Source organism: uncultured Amnibacterium sp., assembly GCF_964250715.1.
Lineage (GTDB): Bacteria > Actinomycetota > Actinomycetes > Actinomycetales > Microbacteriaceae > Amnibacterium.
Window position 1 is genome coordinate 15,157 of the sequence record NZ_CAXUGX010000006.1, and the last position, 20,766, is coordinate 35,922.

Annotated in this window: 22 protein-coding genes and 2 tRNA genes; 14 read left to right on the forward strand and 10 right to left on the reverse strand. The window is 69.9% G+C overall.

Going from position 1 to position 20,766, the window contains the following annotated elements; all coding sequences use genetic code 11:
- Positions 1–41: 41 nt before the first annotated feature.
- A complete protein-coding gene (locus ACFE7H_RS07460) occupies positions 42–455 on the forward strand; it encodes a hypothetical protein (RefSeq protein ID WP_375400599.1) in 414 nt (137 codons plus the stop codon).
- 103 nt (positions 456–558) lie between these two features.
- On the opposite strand, the gene ACFE7H_RS07465 is transcribed toward ACFE7H_RS07460, so the two are convergent.
- Both ACFE7H_RS07465 and ACFE7H_RS07470 read right to left on the reverse strand, forming a co-directional pair.
- Positions 559–765, reverse strand: a complete 207-nt coding sequence (locus tag ACFE7H_RS07465; protein WP_375400600.1) for an excalibur calcium-binding domain-containing protein — start codon at positions 763–765, stop codon at positions 559–561.
- Positions 766–975: 210 nt separating this feature from the next.
- Positions 976–2,382, reverse strand: a complete 1,407-nt coding sequence (locus ACFE7H_RS07470) for a DUF222 domain-containing protein (RefSeq protein WP_375400601.1) — start codon at positions 2,380–2,382, stop codon at positions 976–978.
- 271 nt (positions 2,383–2,653) lie between these two features.
- On the opposite strand from ACFE7H_RS07470, the gene ACFE7H_RS07475 reads away from it, so the two are divergent.
- Positions 2,654–2,727 (forward strand) — tRNA-Gly (locus ACFE7H_RS07475).
- A gap of 36 nt (positions 2,728–2,763) precedes the next feature.
- On the opposite strand, the gene ACFE7H_RS07480 is transcribed toward ACFE7H_RS07475, so the two are convergent.
- Entirely contained in the window at positions 2,764–3,429 is a 666-nt protein-coding gene (locus ACFE7H_RS07480) for a response regulator (RefSeq protein ID WP_375400602.1), read from the reverse strand.
- Entirely contained in the window at positions 3,426–4,601 is a 1,176-nt protein-coding gene (locus ACFE7H_RS07485) for a sensor histidine kinase (protein WP_375400603.1), read from the reverse strand. The genes ACFE7H_RS07480 and ACFE7H_RS07485 overlap by 4 nt, the downstream gene beginning before the upstream one ends.
- Before the next feature lie 186 nt (positions 4,602–4,787).
- Between ACFE7H_RS07485 and ACFE7H_RS07490 the strand changes: the two genes are divergently transcribed.
- On the forward strand, positions 4,788–5,516 hold the full coding sequence (locus ACFE7H_RS07490; protein WP_375400604.1) for a hypothetical protein: 729 nt from the start codon (positions 4,788–4,790) through the stop codon (positions 5,514–5,516).
- A 159-nt stretch (positions 5,517–5,675) separates the two neighbouring features.
- Here the strand turns inward: ACFE7H_RS07490 and ACFE7H_RS07495 are convergent, their stop codons facing one another.
- Entirely contained in the window at positions 5,676–6,623 is a 948-nt protein-coding gene (locus tag ACFE7H_RS07495; protein WP_375400605.1) for a cation diffusion facilitator family transporter, read from the reverse strand.
- 248 nt (positions 6,624–6,871) lie between these two features.
- On the opposite strand from ACFE7H_RS07495, the gene ACFE7H_RS07500 reads away from it, so the two are divergent.
- The 5 genes from ACFE7H_RS07500 (at position 6,872) to tig (ending at position 10,831) form a co-directional block, all read left to right on the forward strand.
- Positions 6,872–7,744 (forward strand): LLM class flavin-dependent oxidoreductase, encoded by an 873-nt coding sequence (locus ACFE7H_RS07500; protein ID WP_375400606.1) that lies wholly within the window; start codon positions 6,872–6,874, stop codon positions 7,742–7,744.
- Between the two features lie 110 nt (positions 7,745–7,854).
- Positions 7,855–8,406 carry a DoxX family protein gene (locus ACFE7H_RS07505; protein WP_375400607.1) on the forward strand — a complete coding sequence of 184 codons (552 nt, stop codon included), beginning with the start codon at positions 7,855–7,857 and terminating at the stop codon, positions 8,404–8,406.
- A gap of 154 nt (positions 8,407–8,560) precedes the next feature.
- Positions 8,561–9,082, forward strand: coding sequence for a Dps family protein (locus ACFE7H_RS07510; protein ID WP_375400608.1), 522 nt, complete (start codon positions 8,561–8,563; stop codon positions 9,080–9,082).
- A gap of 202 nt (positions 9,083–9,284) precedes the next feature.
- Positions 9,285–9,358, forward strand: a tRNA-Pro gene (locus ACFE7H_RS07515).
- A gap of 90 nt (positions 9,359–9,448) precedes the next feature.
- A complete protein-coding gene (gene tig, locus ACFE7H_RS07520; protein WP_375400609.1) occupies positions 9,449–10,831 on the forward strand; it encodes a trigger factor in 1,383 nt (460 codons plus the stop codon).
- Between the two features lie 75 nt (positions 10,832–10,906).
- Here tig and ACFE7H_RS07525 read toward each other — a convergent pair whose 3' ends face one another.
- Positions 10,907–11,848: a 2-deoxy-5-keto-D-gluconate 6-phosphate aldolase domain-containing protein gene (locus tag ACFE7H_RS07525; RefSeq protein WP_375400610.1), complete on the reverse strand. Its 942-nt coding sequence runs from the start codon at positions 11,846–11,848 to the stop codon at positions 10,907–10,909.
- Positions 11,849–11,975: 127 nt separating this feature from the next.
- Between ACFE7H_RS07525 and ACFE7H_RS07530 the strand changes: the two genes are divergently transcribed.
- Genes ACFE7H_RS07530 through ACFE7H_RS07540 form a run of 3 tightly spaced genes read left to right on the forward strand, consistent with a single transcriptional unit; the run spans position 11,976 to position 14,231 of the window.
- The gene (locus tag ACFE7H_RS07530; RefSeq protein WP_375400611.1) at positions 11,976–12,749 is read left to right on the forward strand and encodes a class I SAM-dependent methyltransferase; all 774 of its coding nucleotides are present in this window, start codon (positions 11,976–11,978) and stop codon (positions 12,747–12,749) included.
- Between the two features lie 7 nt (positions 12,750–12,756).
- A complete protein-coding gene (locus ACFE7H_RS07535; protein ID WP_375400612.1) occupies positions 12,757–13,509 on the forward strand; it encodes an ATP-dependent Clp protease proteolytic subunit in 753 nt (250 codons plus the stop codon).
- Positions 13,510–13,541: 32 nt separating this feature from the next.
- Positions 13,542–14,231: an ATP-dependent Clp protease proteolytic subunit gene (locus tag ACFE7H_RS07540; protein WP_375400613.1), complete on the forward strand. Its 690-nt coding sequence runs from the start codon at positions 13,542–13,544 to the stop codon at positions 14,229–14,231.
- Between the two features lie 30 nt (positions 14,232–14,261).
- On the opposite strand, the gene ACFE7H_RS07545 is transcribed toward ACFE7H_RS07540, so the two are convergent.
- Positions 14,262–15,314, reverse strand: a complete 1,053-nt coding sequence (locus ACFE7H_RS07545; protein ID WP_375400614.1) for an alpha-hydroxy acid oxidase — start codon at positions 15,312–15,314, stop codon at positions 14,262–14,264.
- A 173-nt stretch (positions 15,315–15,487) separates the two neighbouring features.
- Here ACFE7H_RS07545 and clpX point away from each other — a divergent pair, with 173 nt between their 5' ends.
- A complete protein-coding gene (gene clpX, locus ACFE7H_RS07550; protein ID WP_375400615.1) occupies positions 15,488–16,765 on the forward strand; it encodes an ATP-dependent Clp protease ATP-binding subunit ClpX in 1,278 nt (425 codons plus the stop codon).
- 104 nt (positions 16,766–16,869) lie between these two features.
- Here clpX and ACFE7H_RS07555 read toward each other — a convergent pair whose 3' ends face one another.
- The gene (locus ACFE7H_RS07555) at positions 16,870–18,909 is read right to left on the reverse strand and encodes a M3 family metallopeptidase (RefSeq protein ID WP_375400616.1); all 2,040 of its coding nucleotides are present in this window, start codon (positions 18,907–18,909) and stop codon (positions 16,870–16,872) included.
- A 112-nt stretch (positions 18,910–19,021) separates the two neighbouring features.
- Here ACFE7H_RS07555 and ACFE7H_RS07560 point away from each other — a divergent pair, with 112 nt between their 5' ends.
- Both ACFE7H_RS07560 and ACFE7H_RS07565 read left to right on the forward strand, forming a co-directional pair.
- Positions 19,022–19,633, forward strand: a complete 612-nt coding sequence (locus tag ACFE7H_RS07560) for an ArsR/SmtB family transcription factor (protein ID WP_375400617.1) — start codon at positions 19,022–19,024, stop codon at positions 19,631–19,633.
- A 28-nt stretch (positions 19,634–19,661) separates the two neighbouring features.
- Positions 19,662–19,979: a hypothetical protein gene (locus ACFE7H_RS07565; protein ID WP_375400618.1), complete on the forward strand. Its 318-nt coding sequence runs from the start codon at positions 19,662–19,664 to the stop codon at positions 19,977–19,979.
- Positions 19,980–20,028: 49 nt separating this feature from the next.
- On the opposite strand, the gene ACFE7H_RS07570 is transcribed toward ACFE7H_RS07565, so the two are convergent.
- Together ACFE7H_RS07570 and ACFE7H_RS07575 are read right to left on the reverse strand one after the other, a co-directional pair.
- Complete coding sequence (locus ACFE7H_RS07570) at positions 20,029–20,310, reverse strand: hypothetical protein (RefSeq protein WP_375400619.1); 282 nt, start codon at positions 20,308–20,310, stop codon at positions 20,029–20,031.
- Positions 20,311–20,318: 8 nt separating this feature from the next.
- Entirely contained in the window at positions 20,319–20,765 is a 447-nt protein-coding gene (locus tag ACFE7H_RS07575; protein WP_375400620.1) for a GNAT family N-acetyltransferase, read from the reverse strand.
- Position 20,766: the final 1 nt, after the last annotated feature.

Consider the following 20,766-nt stretch of genomic DNA (forward strand, 5'->3'; position numbering starts at 1 on the left):
ACTGGGCGTGTGGCGGCATTGTGGGCGGTCGAGGTACGGACGTGAACCCGGTGGATCTGATCTCATGCGGGATCAGCGTGATCTCGGTGGTCGCGGTCGTGGCGGCGGGTGGGTTCATGCTGCGGGTCGTCGGCGGCCGCCGACCGGCGAACGCGCTGCAGCGCAGCTACTTCCGCGCGGGCCATGCGCACGCGGGTGTGCTGCTGATCCTGGGTCTGGTCCTCAAACTGCTGATCGCGATGCCCGGTATCGCCGGGTGGGCGACTGCCTTCGCGGACGGCCCGCTGTACGCGGCCCTCTTCATCCCGGCGGGCTTCTACTTCAGCGTGCTCGGCGCCGACCCGACCACCCCGAACCGCTGGCGGTACCTGATCCCGGTCGGCGCCGCGACGCTGGTGATCGGCCTGATCGGCACAGGCATCGCGCTGATCCTGGCGGGCGCGGCCCGCCTCTGACCCCGTGCGGCCTCACAGCCCCGACCGGGCCGGGGAGACCGCTGCCTCGCGCACGGCCCCACCCCTCCTACCCCTCCCTACCCGGCAGGGCGGTGGGCGAGGTTCACGACTTCTCGCAGGCGATGCCGTCCTTGTCGCGGTCGGACGCGGAGTTGGCGTTGTAAAGGGCGGTCGAGAACTTGACCGAGCCCGTGAGCGGACGGTGGACCGTCCGTCCGCCGCTGCGCACGGCGTTGTAGGTCACGCCGGCTCGTGCGATCCCGCCGCTGTAGTCCCGATGGATCGCCGCGCAATTCGCATAGTGCTTCACGGCCGGTCGATGTGCGTTGTCTGTCGAGGCCTCGGCCGCCCACGCGGGTGCAAGCACCAGCCCCACGACGAGGCAGGAGAAAGCGATTGGCCTGGTCAAGCTCCGCATAGTGCGCACGGATCGCACCATATTCGGAAGGCTTCGTCGGCACCATCACGTCTTCGGGGCTGACTGCACGCTGATCCATCCGGAGGACCTGTCCCGGTCGTTCTACATCCGCTTGGGCGTTCCGCGGACGCCCTGGTTGATGGGGTGTCGTTGCATGCGGTGTCGGGGTAGTGGTGGTCCCTTCCAGCCTTTCGGGACGAGGTGTGGCTGCTTCGCGTGGAGTCGGATCTCGTGTCGGTCGGTGTTGTGGATCAGGTGATGGTGGTGGCTGCAGAGCAGGACGCCGTTGTCGATGTCGGTGGGTCCGTGGTCGCGGTGCCACCAGGCGATGTGGTGCGCGTCGGTCCACGCGACCGGTGCCGTACATCCCGGCCACGCGCAGCCACCATCCCTCGCGGCGAGGGCTTTCTTCTGCGCGGGTGTGAACAGGCGGTTCGAGAGCCCCAAGTACAGCGGCTCGCCCTGCTCCCCGGTGACCAGCAGTCGTGTCCGTCCGTCGCAGGCGATCCGTTCCACGGTCGGGACGGGGAGTCGGGCGAGGATCCCCTCCGCCCAGCCACCACCGGTGCGGTGTTCCAGGTCGTCCGCGGTGACGTGCACGACCACCTCATGGATCGCCTTACACCCGACCGTTCCGTCATTCTCCGCCTGGACGCCTGCGGTGATGATGGCGGCGAAGGTGTCGAAGTCGTACTGGGTCGTGGTGCGCTGGTCTCCGTCGGTCTCCCGCCAGGTGGATTCCAGGTCCTCGGCGTCCTCACCGCCGGCCGGCTGGTAGGTCATCTGCACACCCCGCCGGTGTGCTTGTAACGCTTCGCGGAGAAGTGCAGCGACTTCCGGGGTCGCGCGTCCGGTGAAGGACGTCAACCCGTCGACGCCGAGGCGTCCGAGCCGGAACGCACGCTTCTGCCGTCGTGCTTCGTCGGCGGGTTCGGTGCCGTCCGGATCCAAGTACTCCGCCCAGGTCGCGGTCTGCACATGCAGCAGGTCCGGGGTCAGGATCGTGGCCGCTTCGGTCAGTTGGGCTTCGACGATCTCCAGGTTCTCGATCGTCGTCCGCTTCCGCACGGAGTTCAGGGTCTCCACCACCAGGCGTGCGGCTTCGATCCCGACCTCGCCGGCGTTCACGGCGGCGGTCATGACCGGGTAGCGGCCGGGCAGCTCATCGCCGGCCAACCCGAGTCGGGGCAGCAGCGCGGTGCCGACGCCGATGCGGCGTTTGGCTTCCTTCGTCCCGATCCGGGCGACCGTGGAGACCAGGTCCGCGCCATCGCGGGCGTCGTACTGCTCGGCGAGACCATTCGGGCTCAACTGCACCCGGGACCGCCACTCCACCTCCGCGGCGGCACGGACCCGGCGGGCATCGACGACCCGACCGATCGCCTCCCACCCCTCCACAGCAGCAAGCACCTCCGCATCCGTCGCAGTCCGCGGCAGAACCGGCGCAGCGAGCACCGCAGTGAGTGCGTCGCCGAGCGCCTCGCGAGTCGCGGCTGCTGCGGTGTGCATACCTGCACTCAACCACCCACCACCGACACTGGCTCCGAGACGAAGAAGTAGCCCGGATCAGCGGAACTCCACGTAACGAACGGCGCGTCGTATCCTCCCCAGTCCGCCTGCTCCGCCACTTCTCCACAGGCCCACGAACGTCGCGCAGTACGTGTGGGTCCACGCGGTATGCACATCTACCGCGCGAAGGCACGGGTACCGCACGACGGCACGCCTCAGCGAATCGCTTCCCCGGCCGGTACCGTGGTGGCTGCGCCGCTGGACGGCGCGCGGGGATGTAGCTCAATGGCAGAGCCTCAGTTTTCCAAACTGATGGTGCGGGTTCGATTCCCGTCATCCCCTCCACGAGCAAGTACTTCGTAGGCGTCTACTCCCGATGCGTCAGGTCGGCTTCCCGCGCTCGCCCGGCCGCACCAGGCCCGACTCATAGGCAGCCACCACGGCCTGCACTCGGTCACGCGCGGCCAGCTTCGTCAGGATTCGGGCGATGTGCGTCTTCACGGTCCCGATGCCCAGATGCAGCACGGCGGCGATCTCCGCGTTCGCAAGCCCGAGGGCGAGGTGCCGCAGCACCTCCGTCTCCCGCTCGGTCAGGGTCGCCAGGCGGGTGTCCGTGGAGGGGTCCGGGGCGGCGACGAATCGACTGATCAAGCGTCGGGTGATCTCGCCCGAGACCAGCGCCTCGCCGTCGTGCACCGCGCGGATGCCGGCGACGAGACTCTCCGGCGAGACGGTCTTCAGCAGGAAGCCGGCCGCACCCGCCGTGAAGGCGTCGTAGACGTGCCGGTCCGCGTCGAACGTCGTCACGATCAGCACGCGGCATCGGCTGCCCGATGCGACGATGCGGCGGGTCGCCTCCAGGCCGTCCACCTCGGGCATCCGCAGATCCACCAGCGCCACGTCCGGGTGCGACTCGGCCACTCGCGCGACCGCTTCGGCGCCGTCGCCGGCTTCGCCGACGACGTCCAGATCGGGCTGCGCCAGAAGGATCGCCCGGAACCCGCCACGCACGAGCGCCTGATCGTCGGCGATCACCACCCGGATCACGATGCGTCCGCCATCGACACGGGCAGCCGAGCCTGCACCAGGAAGTCACCGCGGTCCTGCGGGCCCGCCACGAGTGTGCCGCCGTAGAGCTGCGCGCGCTCACGCATCCCGAGAAGGCCGTGACCGGCAGCAGCGTTCGGACCGCCCTCTCCCGCGGCCTCGGTGCGCACCTCGATGCACAGATCGTCGCCCCGGACCGCGAGGGCGACCTCGGTGGGAGTGCCCGCGTGCTTGAGCGCGTTCGTCAGCGATTCCTGCACGATCCGATAGGCGGCCAGTTCCAGACCGAGGGGCAGAGGTCGATCCACCGACGTCGAGAACTGCACGGGCAGTCCTGCCGCTCGCACTCGCTGGATCAGTGCCGGAACCCCCGAGAGCCCGGGCTGCGGCATCAGGTCGTCCTGTTCCGGACCGTCGCGCATCACGGTGAGCAGGCGACCGAGTTCCGCGACCGCCGATCGCGCAGTCGTCTCGACGGCGCCGATCGCCGCGCGGGCCGCCTCACGGTCGGTGTCGAGCAGGGTGCGCGCGGCGCCTGCCTGCACACCCATCACGCTCACGCTGTGCGCGATGACGTCGTGCAGCTCTCTCGCGATCCTCTTGTGTTCATCGGCGAGCTCGGCCGCCGCCTCGGCCTCCCGGTCGGCGAGAGCCCGTTCGGCCGCAAGGACCGAGTTGCGCGCATCGGCGAGCCGACCGTGCACGACATCACCGATCGCCCACGTCCCGAGCAGCACGAACACGCCGAAGAGCACTTCTCCCGTGCTGTGCTCCTCCGGGATCCGCAGCGTGAACACCGCCTCGGTTGCGAAGGCGGCCACCAGTGCCACGATCCGCCAGCGGGGGCCGTACGCGGTCGCGGTGTAGAGCGTGATGACGAGCGGCAGCAGTCCGGTCAGCAGGGGGACGTAAGGGGCGACCGCGACCACCTGGACCACGATCGCGGCGCAGACCACCCCGAGTGCCGGCATGGGCACACGGCGACGGAACGCGACCGCCGCGGCGACGACCACCGTGAGGCTCAGCTGGGCGATCACGCCCTGCGATGTGGCGGCGCCGATCCCACCGAACGGCGATCCGAGCAACGCCTCCACGATCCCGATGACGATCAGCGTCCCCGCGATCAGGGCGTCCAGGAGCGGAACGCGCAGCACGGGTCGCGCACGGTCCACGGCGTCACGGTACGCCCGGTGGTCCTGCCGCACATCGGCCGCACGACGGAGGCGGATCAGCCGTCCGGCAGAGCAGTCGCGACGATCGGTCGGCTTGGCGGCGTTCGGGTGAGGTCACCGGGCAGACGACGCCCCACCGGCGACGGAGCAGCGTGGGCACGGACCACCCCAACCGAAGGAGTCCTCGTGTCGTCTGTCCGCCCGCCGTCCGTCGCGGATCGCATCCTGCCGCTCGCCGGCGTCGTCTATGCCCTGCTGCTGGTGCTCGGCGCCGTCCTGTTCCCCTCACCGCCGGCCGGCGATTTGCCGGCAGCGAGCGACCCGACCTGGCTCGCCCAGCACAGCGGCCCGGTCGCCGCCCAAGCCGTGCTGCGGATCTTCGCCGCGCTCGCGTTCACGCTGCTCGCGATCGCGGTCGCTCGCACCTGCCACTCCGTCTCCGTCTCTGAACCCGGCTCCGATTCCGGCTCGGCCTCGGCTCCGCTGCTCGGGACGACCGCGGTTGTCGGTGGCGGTGCGCACGCCGTGCTGTTCATGACCGCCCAGGCGGTTGCGCTCGGCTCCGCGCTGCAGTCCACCGGGGGCGGAGCGTCGGATTCGATCCGCGCGCTCGGCTCGTTGCAGTCAGCACTGCTGGACGTCGCGAGCATCCCGGCCGTCCTGCTCTTCGCAGCCGCGGGTATCGCAGGCCTTCGCGGCGCCCTGCCGCGCTGGCTCGCGGTGCTCAGCCTCATCGGCGTGCCGGTCGCGGTGATCGACGGGTTGAGCTTTCCCGGCGGCCCGTTCGAGGCCGTCGGCTTCGTCGGACTGGTCTTCTTCCTGGCCTGGTCCCTGCTCGTCGGCATCCAGCTCGTCGTCCGCCCGGCCCGAACACTGCAACAGCGGGCCGCCGCCACCGTCGAGGCGGATCGCTGACAGACCCGGACGGCTCTGTCTATTCGAAAAGCACGCGGAGCCATCGAGGAGGGCGGTTGCGGTTGACCCGAACGAGCAGCCGGATTCGTTCGAATCGGATGACCGTGGTTGAGCGAGCACGGTCATCGGGCTCCTGCGCCCGCGGCTCATCCCGTCGGATCAGCGGTGGACGTCGGCCTCGTGTTCGGCGTGCACCGCGGGTTCCAGTTGGAAGGTGGAGTGCTCGAACGAGACCGGGAAGTGGTCCGCGACGCAGCGCTGCAGCTGGTCGAGGATGTCCGGCGCGTGGCCGTCCGAGAAGCAGCCCGACTGCACCACCACGTGCGCCGTCAGCACCGGCAGCGCCGACGAGATCTGCGTGGCGTGCAGGTCGTGCACCGCCTCGACGTGCGGCACTTCGAGCAGATGGGTGCGCAGCGCTTCCAGGTCGATCCCGCGCGGCGTCGATTCCAGCAGCACCGCAACGGTGTCGCGCAGCAGCAGGAACGTGCGCGGCAGGATCAGCGCGCCGATCACGATCGCGGCGACCGGATCGGCTCGCGTCCAGCCGGTGGCGCCGATCACGAGCGCCGCGGCGATCACGGCCACCGAACCGAGCACGTCGCTCGCGGTCTCCAGGAACGCCGCGCGCAGGTTGAAGTCGCTCCGCCGCACGCTCGCCAGCACCGCGAGCGACGCCAGATTGCCGACCAGGCCGACCACGCCGAACAGCAGCAGGCCGGAGGAGGGGACGTCCGGCGGCACGATCAGATGCTCGACCGCCTGGACCAGCACGAACAGGCCCACCGCCAGCAGGACCGCGGCCTGCAGCGTCGCGGCCAGCACCTCCGCGCGCGCGAAGCCGTAGGTGCGGCGGTCGGTCGGACGCCGACGGGCCAGACCCGCGGCGATCAGGGCCACCGCGAGTCCGGCGGTGTCGGTCAGCACGTGTCCCGCGTCCACGACCAGGGCCAGGCTGCCGGTCATGATCGCGCCCACGACTTCGACCACCAGGATCAGGACGCCGATGGTCAGTGCCACCGCCAATCGGCGCGTACTCGCGGCCGCATGCGCGTGCTGGTGGCCGCGCGCCTGGTGGTGCGTTGAGCCGGGCACGGATGCGGACATCTCCCCAGTCTGCTCCGGGATGCGGACGACGGTGCTCCCGACTCGCAGCCCTCCCCTCCCAACTACGGAGGTCCTGCCCAACTACGGAGATCCGCGTCGACACGCCGACGCGGTCCCTCGATTCTCCGTAGTTGCGGAGGTTGCTCCGTAGTGAGGCGGCAACCCCGTAGTTGCGCAGGTCGTCGGCCCGCCCCGGCGACCCTCGTCCGGCCGACCGGCACGCAACCGAATGCGGAACCATGGTCGACATGACGATCCTCGGCACCGTGTTCCAGTCCGCCGTCGAACTCGAGAGGCTGCCGGACACGGCCCGGGCCGCCGACGCGGCGGGGCTGGAGGAGTTGTGGCTGTGGGAGGACTGCTTCAGCGCCAGCGGCATCGCCGCCCTCGCCGCGACGCTCGCGCGCACGGAGCGACTCAAGGTGGGCATCGGCCTGCTGCCGGTGCCGCTGCGCAACGTGGCCCTCGCCGCCATGGAGGTCGCCACGCTGGAGCGCCTGTTCCCCGGTCGCTCGATCATCGGCGTCGGCCACGGCGTGCTCGACTGGATGGGCCAGGCGGGCGCGCGGGCGGGCTCCCCCCTGACGCTGCTGGGCGAGTACCTTGACGCGCTGCGGGCGCTGCTGCGCGGGGAGACCGTCACGACCAGCGGGCGCTACGTCTCGCTGACCGACGTGCGGCTCACCTGGCCGCCCGCCGTCCCTCCGGCCGTCCACGCCGGAGCCGAGGGGCCCAAGACCCTGGAACTCGTCGGCGCCCGCGCCGACGGGACGATCCTGCCCGGCGGCACCACGCCCGACCGGGTGCGTGCCGCCCGCGACCGCATCGACGCCGGGCGGGCCGCCGCTGGACGCACCGATCCGCACCGCGTGACGGTCTTCCTGATGACCGCCACCGGACCACAGGCGCAGGCGCGGTTCGAGGCGGAGTGTCGACGCTGGTCGTTCCCCGCCGACGCCGACACCGGCGTGGCCGGTGACGCCGAAGCGGTCGCCGTGGCGGTCCGCCGCTGGGCCGATGCCGGAGCGGATGCGGTCATCCTGCAGCCGCCGCAGGACGAGGCCGACCTGCCCGCGTTCGCCCGGTTCGCCGCCGAGCAGGTGCGTCCACTCGTGCCGTGACCTGAGCGGATCGCCCGCTGTCAGACCCGCTCAGTAGGCTCGGCCGAGGCGTTCCGCCGACGAACCAAGCAGTCCGAAGAAAGAATCGGGCCGACCACTGAAGGGTCATCATGAACCTCGGCAAACTCCTCCTCCGCCTCGTGGTGGGCGGTCTCTTCGTGGGTCATGGGCTGCAGAAGCTGCGAGGTTCGTTCGGCGGACCGGGCCTCGACGGAGCGACGCAGATGATGGGTGCGCTGAACATGCATCCGCCGCGCCGCAACGCGGTCGCCGCCGCCGTCACCGAAACGGCCGGCGGCGCGGCCATCGCGCTCGGCGTCGCCACGCCGTTCGCGGCGGCCGGCCTGATCGCCACCATGCTGACGGCGGTGCGCAAAGTGCACCTTGCCAACGGCCTTTGGAACAGCGGCGGCGGCTACGAGTACAACGCGGTGCTGATGGCTGCGGTCACCGCCCTGGCCGACGACGGGCCGGGCACGATCTCCTTCGACGCGCTCATCGGCAAGTCCCGTTGGGGACTCGGCTGGGGCCTGTTCGCGATCGTCGCCGGTGTCGTTGGATCGACCGGTGCGATCGAGCTGGGCAGGCGGTCCGCTCCAGCCGTCTCGACCGATGACGCCGACCAGGGCGCGACACCGGAGTCGACCGACGCGGCGATCTGATCCGCGATCCGAATGAGATGACTGCGCTCAGCCCGCGTTCGGTGCGATCCCAGTTTCGTCCGGTTGACTTGAACGCTGGCACAGACGTGCGCCTGCATGCAGATAGAGCCGGCGCACCGAGAAGGCGCAAGAAGGCAAGAAGAAGGGGACAGCAATGACCGACACCGCAGACCTGAAGACCGAGATCGAGACCGTTCCGCAGACCTCTATCGAGGCCGAGACCATGAACAAGGTCTCCCAGGCGATGGCCCCGATCGTGATCAACTGCCAGGCGCTCGTGATCGACGGCAAGCAGGCGCACTGGCACGTGCGGGGCACCAGCTTCATCGCCGTGCACAAGCTGCTCGACAAGGTGGTGCTGCACGCGCAGGCGTTCGCCGACCTGGCCGCGGAGCGCATCGTGGCCCTGGGCTTGCCGGTCGATGCGCGGCTCGTCACGATCGCCGCCAAGAACACGCTGCCCGAGATGGTGGACGGGTTCCAGAACTACGACGTGATGATCAACCAGGTCGTGTCGCAGATCGACGCGACCCTCGCCACGGTCCGCTCGGCGATCGAGGGCCTGGACGACAGCGACCTCTCCAGCCAGGACGTCTGCATCGAGATCGAGCGCGGACTGGTCGAGGACCGCTGGTTCCTGGCCGCCCATCTCGCGGGCACTGCTCAGGACCGCTGAGAACGCGCGCCCGAGAAGGTCGCGGTCTTGTGCAGATCGGGGACCCGTGTCTATGCGCCGCTGGACACGGGTCCCCGATCCGCGCATTCGTGACGCTCGGGCGGGCACCTGGTCGCGCGACTACACTGACGGCGGTCCGTTCGCCGCCGCCGGCCGGCCGGACGGTCGGTGCATTCGACGGATGCACCCGCATCCCGGACAGCGGGGCGTAGCTCAGCTTGGTAGAGCGCCCGCTTTGGGAGCGGGAGGTCGCAGGTTCAAATCCTGTCGCCCCGACGAGTGCACTCCAGAGCAACGCCGGCCGAACCGGGCCGCCTGTCGGGCACGTCCGTCAGCACAGCCCATCATCATCGAGCAGAGGAAACCGTGGTCACCACCGTCGTCGAGAAGCTGAGCCCGACCCGGGTCAAGCTCGTTGTCTCCGTCCCGCCCGACGAGCTGAAGCCCAGCATCACCCACGCCTACGGCCACATCGCCGAACAGGTGAACATCCCCGGCTTCCGCAAGGGCAAGGTGCCGCCGCCCATCATCGACCAGCGCGTCGGCCGCGCCGCCGTGCTGGAGCACGCGGTCAACGAGGGCCTGGACGCCTTCTTCCGGGCCGCCGTCGAGTCCAACGACCTGCGACCGCTGGGCCGGCCCGAGGCCGACATCACCGAATGGCCCGACGCGAAGGACTTCAGCGGCGACCTGCACGTGACCATCGAGGTCGACGTCCGTCCTGAGATCGTGCTGCCCCCGCTCGACACCATCACCGTGTCGGTTGAGCCGTTGACCGTCAGCGACGACGACGTCGCGACGCAGTTGGACGAATTGCGCGCCCGCTTCGGCACGCTGATCACTGTGGACCGCCCCGCCACCACCGGCGACTTCGTGCAGATCGATCTGGTCGCAGAGATCGGCGGCGAGCAGGTGGACACCGCCAGTTCCATCTCGTACGAGCTCGGCTCCGGCGAGCTGATCGAGGGCATCGATGCCGCCCTGGAGTCGCAGACCGCGGGGGAGACGACCACCTTCGAGTCGGTGCTGCTCGGCGGCGACCACGAGGGCGAGACCGCCGAGATCACCGTCACGGTGCTGCAGGTCAAGGAGCGGGAGTTGCCCGGGCTCGACGACGAGTTCGCGCAGATGGCCAGCGAGTTCGACACCCTGGACGAGTTGCGCGCCGACATCGTCGGCCAGGTGGAGCGCCAGAAGCGCTTCGCGCAGGTGGGCGAGGCGCGCGAGAAGCTGTCCGACGCGCTGCTCAGCGCGGTCGACGTGCCCGTGCCGCAGCAGTTGATCGAGGACGAGGTGCACCGTCACCTCGAGGGGGAACAGCGACTGGACGACGATGTGCACCGCGCCGAGGTCACCGAGTCGAGCGAGAAGTCCTTCAAGGCGCAACTGCTGTTCGACGCCGTCGCCGAGGCCGAACACGTGCAGGTCTCGCAGGACGAGCTGGCGCAGTACCTGGTGCAGGGCGCCCAGCAGTACAACATGCAGCCGCAGGAATTCGTCGAGGTGCTGCAGCAGAACAACCAGCTGCCCTCCATGATGAGCGAGGTGGCCCGCAGCAAGGCGATCGCGGTGCTGCTCGGCCGGGTGAGGGTGGTCGACACCGACGGCAACGTCGTCGACGTCTCCGACTTCGTCGCCGACAGCACGGACGCGGACGTTCCCGAAGGCGACGATGAAGCCGCGACGGACGTAGCCGGCGAGCAGAGCGCGAACTCCGCCGACCCGGAGGCGCAGCCCGCCAAGTCCTGAGTCAGGGCTCGGCGCGACCTCCGGCGGCGGTGCTCACCCGACGGTGCTCACCCGGCGGTGCTCACCTGCGCGTGCTCACTCCGGCGCGCCGGAGCGATCCTCGCCCGACTGCTGCGCGTCGGTGTAGGTCGCCACGAAGTGGGTGTAGTTCACCGACACCCGGTTGGACAGCTCGTCCTCCGAGATGTCGCCCTGCAACTGCTCGGTCAGCGGCTGCTCCCAGATGCTGCGGCCGATCGCGAATCCGATGAATCCGTCGACGGGTGCCGCGATCCGCAGCCACCGGTCCAGGTCGCTCTGCGGAGCGTCCCGGCCGAGCACGATGCAGCGCACGGCGTCACGGCCGTCGCGCTGCGTGAGGGCGACGATCCGCTCGGCATCCGCCGGATCGTCGAGGCCCTCGATCTTCCAGATGTCCGGCTCCACGCCCGCGTCCTGCAGCTCTCGGATCACCTGCAGGGTCAGCCCCGGCCGCACGTCGGCGTCGTACCGGTCGCCGGCCGACTGCTTCTGCGCGTCGCTGCCCGGTACGAGCAGCTCGAGCAGGAACGTGCGCCCCTCTTCGTGCAGGGCCGCCGACGCCCGGGCCAGGTCCCGCTGCTGCGTGCGGCGCGCCGCCGGATCGAGGTCGGGGTTGTCGCGGACGAGCACCTTGTTCAGGTCGGGCTCGAACTCGTGGATGTGGTCGAGCCAGGTCGTCTCGTCGAGCGACCCGTACTCCAGGGTGAACCATTCCTCCCCGGACCGCTCGAACGGCATCGCCAGGGTGATACCCGCCTGCTTGGCGCGCCGGGCGACGTCGGCGCCGTAGCGCTCATCGACCAGCACGCCGGCGTCGGCCCGCGGAGCGCCGCCCGTGAGCGCGTGCTCCAGCCCGGTGAACACGAGTCCCTTGCCCGCGCTGATGCGCGCGAAGTCGTCGCTACCGTCCTCGGCCTCGCCGTCCAGGCCGTAGACGCTCTTGGCCAGCGATGACCGGTGGTCCATGGCGAGCAAGAAGATCGGAGTGTCGGGCATCGGTTCTCCCTCGTGGGTGAGCGCCTCCGGTGAGCAGTGCTTGCCGGGCGCAGGGGTCAGCGTTCCCGCCGATCCTGGGCGAGCGCTGGCCGTCGACTTCAGACCGGCCGGTCGTAGGCTGCTCGTCGTGGGTGGGCGGCTGTCGGACGGCAGCGCCGGCGACGCCGACTACGGCACGATCGGTACCGACTACTCCCGCTACCGCAGGCCGGAGCCGCGGATCGCCGAACTGATCGTGCAGGCCCTCGGCGACGCCCGGACCGTGCTGAACATCGGCGCCGGAGCGGGCTCGTACGAGCCGCGAGACCGGGACGTCACAGCCGTCGAGCCCTCGGCGTCGATGCGGGCGCAGCGGCCGGCCGACCTGCCGGTCGCGCTCGACGCGGTCGCCGAACGGCTGCCCTTCGCGGACGACTCGTTCGACGCCGCGATGGCGACCTTCACGGTGCACCAGTGGCCCGACCTGGCGGCCGGTCTGCGCGAGGTGCGCCGCGTGGCCCGCGGACCGGTGGTGATCCTGACGAGCGATCCCGCGCTGCTCGACCGCTTCTGGCTGACCGAGTACGCGCCAGAGGTGATCGCCGTCGAAGCGTCGCGCTACCCGCCGCCCGAGCGGATCGCCGAGCTGCTCGGCGGCGCGGCCGTCACCCCGGTCCCCATCCCGCTGACCTGCTCCGACGGCTTCGGAGAGGCGTACTACGGCCGGCCCGAGGCGCTGCTCGACCAGGGCGCCAGACGCGCGAACAGTGCCTGGAGTTTCGTCGGGCGGGACGTCGTCGACCGGTTCGAGCAGCGCCTGCGCGACGACCTGGCCGATGGAACGTGGGATGCGCGCTTCGGCGCACTGCGGACTCGACCGACCTTCGAGGGCTCCCTCGTGCTGATCACGACGGGTGAGTAGCCGGCATGTGCGACGCCGGCTCTGCCGAGGGCGAACAGGGCCGGCACGCCCGGGTCGCCTGACTACCGTTGACCGCAGACCTCGAACCGCACGCGCCTCACGAACCGCACGCACTTCACGTCACCTCTCAAGACCAGTAGGAGCACACATGCCCGACATGAGCCCGCAGCCCAGTGTTTTCGACCGGCTGATGCGCGACCGCATCATCTGGCTCGGCAGCGAGGTGCGCGACGACAACGCCAACGAGATCTCCGCCAAGCTGCTGCTGCTGGCCGCCGAGGACAGCGAGCGCGACATCTTCCTCTACATCAACTCGCCCGGCGGATCGATCACCGCCGGCATGGCGATCTACGACACCATGCAGTTCGTGCCGAACGACATCGTCACGGTGGGCGTGGGCATGGCCGCGTCCATGGGCCAGTTCCTGCTGTCCGCCGGCACCAAGGGCAAGCGCTACATCACGCCGAACGCGCGCGTGCTGCTGCACCAGCCCTCCGGCGGCTTCGGCGGCACCTCGTCCGACATCCAGACACAGGCGCAGCTGATCATCGACATGAAGAACCGGCTCGCCACGATCACCGCCGAGGCCACCGGCAAGACGGTCGAGCAGATCAACCTCGACGGCGACCGCGACCGCTGGTTCAGCGCCGAGGAGGCCCTGGAGTACGGCTTCGTCGACCACATCCGTGCGTCGGCGTCCGACGTGACCGGCGGCGGCGGCACCGACACCTCCAGCACGCTCACCGCGGCGACCGTCTGAACCTCGAGAACACCAGGACAGGAACGACACTCATGACCATCCCCGACTTCGGCGGCACCGCATTCGGCGGCGCTCCGGCTCCCTCTGCTCGATACATCCTGCCGAGCTTCGAGGAGCGCACCGCCTACGGCTACAAGCGGCAGGACCCATACGCGAAGCTGTTCGAGGATCGCATCGTGTTCCTCGGCGTGCAGATCGACGACGCCTCGGCCGACGACATCATGGCCCAGCTGCTGGTGCTCGAGAGCCAGGACCCCGACCGCGACATCATCATGTACATCAACTCGCCCGGCGGCTCGTTCACGGCCATGACGGCGATCTACGACACGATGCAGTACATCCGGCCGCAGATCCAGACGGTTGTGCTCGGTCAGGCCGCGTCGGCCGCCGCGGTGATCACGGCCGCAGGCACGCCCGGCAAGCGGCTGGCGCTGCCGAACGCGCGCATCCTGATCCACCAGCCCGCCACCTCCGGCGGATCCGGCGGTCAGGCCAGCGACATCGAGATCCAGGCCGCCGAGGTGCTGCGGATGCGCACGTGGCTCGAAGAGACGCTCGCCAAGCACTCCAACCGCACGCAGGCGCAGGTGAACCGCGACATCGAGCGCGACAAGATCCTGAACGGCGCCGAGGCGCTCGAATACGGCCTCGTCGATCAGGTGCTGACCAGCCGCAAGCAGATCAGCCTGCCGGCCCCGACCCCGGCGCTCGCCCCGGCCTGATCCGCAGCCGTCTGGACCTCGCCGTCGCGTTCAGGGCGCGACGACGAGGTCTGGCGTGAGGTCGGCCAGTGTCGGCGCGCCCAGCAGATCCATCGCGGTGACGAGTTCCGCGGTGAACGTTTCCAGTACGCGGCGCACGCCCGCCTCTCCGCCGGTGGCGAGCCCCCACATCACCGGCCGGCCGATGAACGCCGCCCGGGCTCCGAGGGCCAGCGCGGTCGCGACATCCGTGCCGCTGCGCAGCCCGGAGTCCACGTAGACCTCCACCTCGCTCCCGACCGCGGCCACCACGTCGGCCAGGGCGAACGCGCTCGGGATCGACGACGCGAGCGCCCGCGCCCCGTGCGTCGAGACGAGCACGGCCGCGGCGCCCGCGTCCACGGCTCGGCGCGCGTCGTCCCCGCGCAGCACGCCCTTCACCACGACCGGCAGCCCGGTCCGCTCAGCGATCCACGCGATGACGGGCAATCCGGAATCGCGGGCGATGCTCCCGCCGTGCAGGCGCTCGCGCTCCTCGGGCGTCAGGTTGCCGAGGCGGGCCGCCGACGCCCCCGCCTCCGGTCCCCACTCGCCCGGCTCGACCGAGTAGGCGGCGCCGGGCGAGGGGTGCGCGAGCCCCGTGATGTCGGCGGTCAGCACGATCGCCCGCGCCCCGTGCTGCACCGCGCGGTCGAGCAGTACCGCGGTCAGCTCCCGATCGCTCAGCACATACAGCTGGAACCACCACGGCGCGCCCGTGGCGGTGATGTCGCCGAAGGGCACCGCGGTGTTCGTGGAGACACCGAGCAGTGTGCCGAGGGCGGCCACCGCCGCGGCCGTCGCCCGCTCGCCGGCCGGGTTCGCGGCGACCTGCTGCGCCATCGGCGCGACGAGCACCGGACTGGTCACCGGCGTGCCGAGCACCGTGGTCGCCGTCTCGATCCGGCTCGTGTCCCGCAGCACGTGCGGCCGGTGCAGGAACGAGCGCCAGGCGGCGATGGAGCGGGTCAGCGATTCGGGCCCGCCCCCGGAGGCGCGAAAGTAGTCGTACACGAAGTCCGGCAGCACCGCTGCGGCCTCCCGTTCCAGTACCGCGACGTCCATCCGTCCATCTTCGCCATCGTCGGGCGCCCCCGCTCCACCTCCGACACGCCGTACAACCGCTGAGCAAGCGCCACCAAATCGCTTGTGACGCGACATGGACCGACACGCCCGTGTCCCGTCCGACCGGCGGGTTAGGCTCATGCCACTTGTTCGTACGAGGGGGAGACACGCGAATGGCTCGGATGGGCGAGAGCGCCGACCTGCTGAAGTGCTCCTTCTGCGGCAAGAGCCAGAAGCAGGTGCAGCAGCTGATCGCCGGTCCGGGCGTCTACATCTGCGACGAGTGCGTCGAGCTCTGCAACGAGATCATCGAGGAACGTCTGGCCGAGGCTACCGAGGACGGTCCCAGCGACTTCGATCTGCCGAAGCCCAAGGAGATCTACGCATTCCTCGAGGAGTACGTGATCGGCCAGGTCGCTGCCAAGAAGGCGCTGTCCGTGGCGGTGTACAACCACTACAAGCGCATCCGTGCCCGCGGCACCCTCGCGCCGGCCGAGGCGATCAAGGACGACATCGAGATCGCCAAGTCCAACATCCTGCTGATCGGTCCCACCGGCTGCGGGAAGACCTACCTGGCCCAGACCCTCGCCAAGCGCCTGAACGTCCCGTTCGCCGTCGCCGACGCGACCGCGCTCACCGAGGCGGGGTATGTGGGCGAGGACGTCGAGAACATCCTGCTGAAGCTCATCCAGGCCGCCGACTACGACGTCAAGCGCGCCGAGACCGGCATCATCTACATCGACGAGGTCGACAAGATCGCCCGCAAGGCCGAGAACCCCTCGATCACCCGCGACGTGTCGGGCGAGGGCGTGCAGCAGGCGCTGCTGAAGATCCTCGAGGGGACCACCGCCAGCGTGCCGCCGCAAGGCGGACGCAAGCACCCGCACCAGGAATTCATTCAGATCGACACGACGAACGTGCTGTTCATCGTCGCCGGCGCCTTCGCGGGACTCGAGCAGATCATCTCCCAGCGGGTCGGCAAGAAGGGCATCGGATTCGGTGCCCAGTTGCACAGCAAGCTCGACGAGAAGACGCTGTTCAGCGACGTGCTGCCGGAGGACTTGCACAAGTTCGGGCTGATCCCCGAATTCATCGGCCGCCTGCCGGTGGTCACCACGGTGCTGCCGCTCGACGCGGACGCGTTGATGGAGATCCTGACCGTGCCGAAGAACGCGCTGGTCAAGCAGTACCAGCGCATGTTCGAGATCGACGGCGTCGACCTGGAGTTCGACACCGGAGCGCTGGAGGCCATCGCCGACCTGGCCGTGCTGCGCCAGACCGGCGCGCGCGGGCTGCGCGCGATCCTCGAAGAAGTGCTCGGCCCCGTGATGTTCGAGGTCCCCTCCTCCAACGAGGTGGCCCGCGTCGTCATCACCCGCGAGTCGGTCAACGAGAACGCCGCGCCGACGATCGTCCCGCGCAAGCGCCTCCGCCAGGACAAATCCGCCTGAGCCGCCGCCCCCCTCCGCGAAGAATTCAGGCGATTTCGAGGAATGAAGGCGGGATCGGGCCGATCCGGCCTGCGTTTCTCGATTCTTCCTGAATTCCTCGGGGCTCAGGCGGTCAAGCCTCGACGCGCTAGCAGCGGGTCGATGGAGGCGTCGCGGCCTCGGAAGTCGCGGTAGGCGGCAAGCGGGTCGGCCGAGCCGCCCACGCCCAGCAGGCGCTGCCGGAACCGGTCGCCGTTCTCGCGCGTCAGCCCGCCGTGCTCCTCGAACCAGGCCACTGTGTCGGCGTCGAGCACCTCGCTCCCGATGTAGGCGTAGTAGGCGGCGCTGTAGCCGCCGGCGAAGATGTGCGCGAAGTAGGCGGAGGAGTACCGCGTCGGCACCGCCGGATTCGCGAGCCCCGCCTCGGTCAGCGCGGCGGCCTCGAAGGCGGCGACGTCCGTGACCGCCTCCGCCTCTGCTGCCGACAGCCGGTGCCAGGCCTGGTCGAGCGTCGCCGCCGCGAGGTACTCGCTGGTCGCGAACCCCTCGTTGAAGCCGGCCGCGGCACGCAGATGATCGGCGGTCTCGGTCGGCAGCGGTTCACCGGTGCGCACGTGCACCGCGTAGTTCGCCAGCACCTGGGGGTGGAGCACCCACTGCTCGTTCACCTGGCTGGGGAACTCCACGAAGTCGCGCGGCACATTCGTGCCGGCGAGCTTCGGGTAGCCCACCGTGGCGAACAGGCCGTGCAGCGCGTGCCCGAACTCGTGGAAGAGCGTGGTCGCGCTGTCCAGCGTGAGTAGGGTCGGCTCGCCCTCGGGCGGCTTCGGCACGTTCAGATTGTTGACGACCACGCGATAGGGCGTACCCGTCAGCCGCGACTGGTCGACCAGCGAGTTCATCCACGCCCCGCCCCGCTTGGTGTCGCGGGTGTACAGGTCGAGCAGGTATAGGCCGAGCAGTTCGCCGTCGTGGTCGTGCACCTCGAACACCCGCACCTCGGGGTGGTAGCCGATCAGGTCGCGCCGCTCGGCGAAGGTGACGCCGTAGAGCCGGGCCGCGGCGAAGAAGACCCCGTCGTGCAGCACGCGATCGGCTTCGAGGTAGGGGCGAAGGCCCGCGTCGTCCACGTCGTAGCGAGCCGCTCGCTCCGCCTCGGTGTAGTAGGCCCAGTCCCAGCTGCGGAGCGGTCCCTCGATGCCGTCCGCGGTGAGCCGCTGCTGCAGCACGCTGGCTTCGGAGTCGGCATTGCGGGCGGCGGGGATGGCCAATCGCTGCAGCATCTCGTGAACAGCCTGCGGTGTGCGCGCCGTCTCGTCAGCGGTGACGGCGGCGGCGTGCATCGGGAAGCCGAGCAGCTCCGCACGCCGGGCGCGCAGGCGCACGATCTGCAGCAGCCGTGCCCGGTTGTCGTGCTCGCCGCCCCGGCCGGCCCGGGCGAGTGAGGCGCGCATGATCCGCTCGCGCAAGTCACGGCGGGTCAGCGAGGCGAGTACCGGGTGTCCGGTGGGCAGGACGAGGGTGATCAGGTGCCCGGGGAGTCCTCGGGCCGCCGCGGCGTCGGCGGCCGAAGCGACATCGTCCGGCGGCAGGCCCGCCAATTCAGCCTCGTCGGTGACATGGATCGCGAGATCGTTCGTGTCCGCGACCAGGTGGGTGTCGAACGCCGTCGTCAGCTCGGAGAGGCGGCCGTTCAGCGTCCGCAACTCGTCCTTGCCGGCGTCGTCGAGCCCCGCCCCGGCGAGGGTGAATTCGATGCGGTAGCGCTCGACGAGCCATCGCTGCTCGGCATCGAGCTGCTCATCCCCGTCCGCGACCGCCTGGATGCGGGCGAACAGGGCGCTGTTCAGCCGGATCGCGTCCTCGTGGGCGGCGAGCAGGGGCGCGAGTCGGGCTTCCAGTTCCCGCACGAACTCGGTCCCGTCCGCCGACGCCAGCGTGAAGAAGGCCGCCGACACTCGGCCGAGCAGGCTGCCGGAGCGCTCCAGCGGGAGAATCGTGTTCTCGAAGTTCGGGACCGCCGTCTGCTGCGCGACCGTGGCGACCTCGATCAGCTGGTCGATCATGCCCCGCTCGAACGCCGGCTCGTAGTGCTCGTCCTGGATGTCCACGAACGGCGGCAACTCCGCGGGAAGCGTGCTGCGTTCGAAGAAGGGATTGACCACCCGCGGAGTGTAGCGAGCGAACCCAAAGGTCGCGTTGCAAAACAACGGTTGCAAAGTAGACCATGCAAAGATCCGGTTGCAAAGAAATCTCTGCGATGCTACGGTGGCATCTGTGACGGAGACGACTCCACCGGAGCCGCGTTCGCTGTCTCTCGACGCGCTCAAGGCGCTCGCGCATCCGCTGCGCGTCAGCCTGTTCAGTGCCCTGACGAGCTACGGACCGGCGACGGCGAGCGCCCTGGCCGCGCGGCTCGGGGAATCGAGCGGTGCGACGAGCTACCACCTCCGCCAGCTGGAACGGCACGGATTCGTGCGGGAGGACCTCTCGCGCGGCAACGGTCGGGATCGCTGGTGGGAGCGGGTACCCGGACCGATCGAGATCGCCGACCCCGAGTCGGCTACCACGGAGGCCGGAAGGGCGGCGGGGGAGCTGCTCGAAGCCGAGCTGCAACGCGCCGAGGATGCGCGGTTCGCCGAGTACCGGCGGGCCGTCCCCACGCTCGACGTCGCGTGGCGGCAGGCGGCGAACAGTTCCTCGATCCACCTGCAGCTGACCCCCACCGAGCTCGAGGAACTCGGACGAGGGATCGAGGCGCTGGTGGCCCGATACCGCGAGCACGCCGAGCAGCACGACGAGCAGCACTTCTCGCGGCGACGCGTCGAGGTGCAGCTGCGGGCCTTCCCCGTCATCGATCCGCACAGCCGCAGCACCGACCACCCTTGATCCGGCGCACCCGGAAGGAGTACCGACCATGCCCGTCAGCAGCATGCCCACCAGCACCAGCACCAGCACCAGCACCAGTACCGTCACCACCAGCACGTCGAGCGTGACTGCGACCTCGTCGCAGAGCGAGCTGACCTCGTTGAAGGCGGCGATCGCCGCGCAGACCCCGGTATCCGCGGGACCCGTCTCGCTCGTCGACCGCCTCGCCATGCGAGCCGGCCTGGCCCTGATCCTCTGGAGCCGCGGCCGCGCGGTCGCCGCGTCCGGCACGACCCGCATCGACGACTCCGACGCACGGGACTGGCGCACCAGCCGCCCACTCCGTCAGCAGCGGCCGTTCTGCTGAGCTCTGCTGCCCTTCTGCTGACTGAGCCGTCGCGCTCGGAGCGAAGGGGCTACTCTCCGTCCTCGAACTGACTGTCCGCGACCGTGTCGTCCTCGAACTCCACGTTCGTGACGACGGCGTGGTCCTGATCGGCCAGGTACCGGATGCGGGTGCCGTCGTCCAGGTCGACGATCGGCGCCCGCTCCAGGTAGGTGAGCGTCCAGCCCCACCGGCCGGTCTCCGTCGCGGTCGTCGCGAGTTCCTCCTCCACACCGTGCACCGCAGCGATCACGACTGCGGGCAGGGACGCCGGCGGCGTCGCGCCGACGGCCCAGCGAGTACCGACCTGCACGGCGGGGACTAGCCGACGTTCAGGTCGTACAGCGCCCAGTCGCCGGTCGTCGCGCGGAACCGCTCGTAGAGCGCCTTCGCCGCGACATCCTCGGGTCGCGTGACCCAGCGGACGACGGAGCGGTGCTCCTCCTCCGCGCGGGTGCGCACGTGCTCGATGAGCGCCGTCGCCACACCCCGCTGACGCATGTCGGGTGCCACGAACACGTCCTCCAGGGCGAAGCCGGTGTCACCCTGCAGCAGGCGCGAGAACACCGAGAAGTGCGCGAAGCCCACCGTGCCGGCCACGGTGTCGACCGCGAGCACGCCGTCCGCCTCGTCGCCCTGCAGTGCGGTCCAGACCCGCATCGTCTGCTCGTCAGTCGGTTCCAGCCCGAGCGACTCGGTGTACGCCGAGAAGAGGCCGTACCAGGCGAAGAAGTCACGTTCCGCCAGAGGCTTGATCGTCACGGTCACG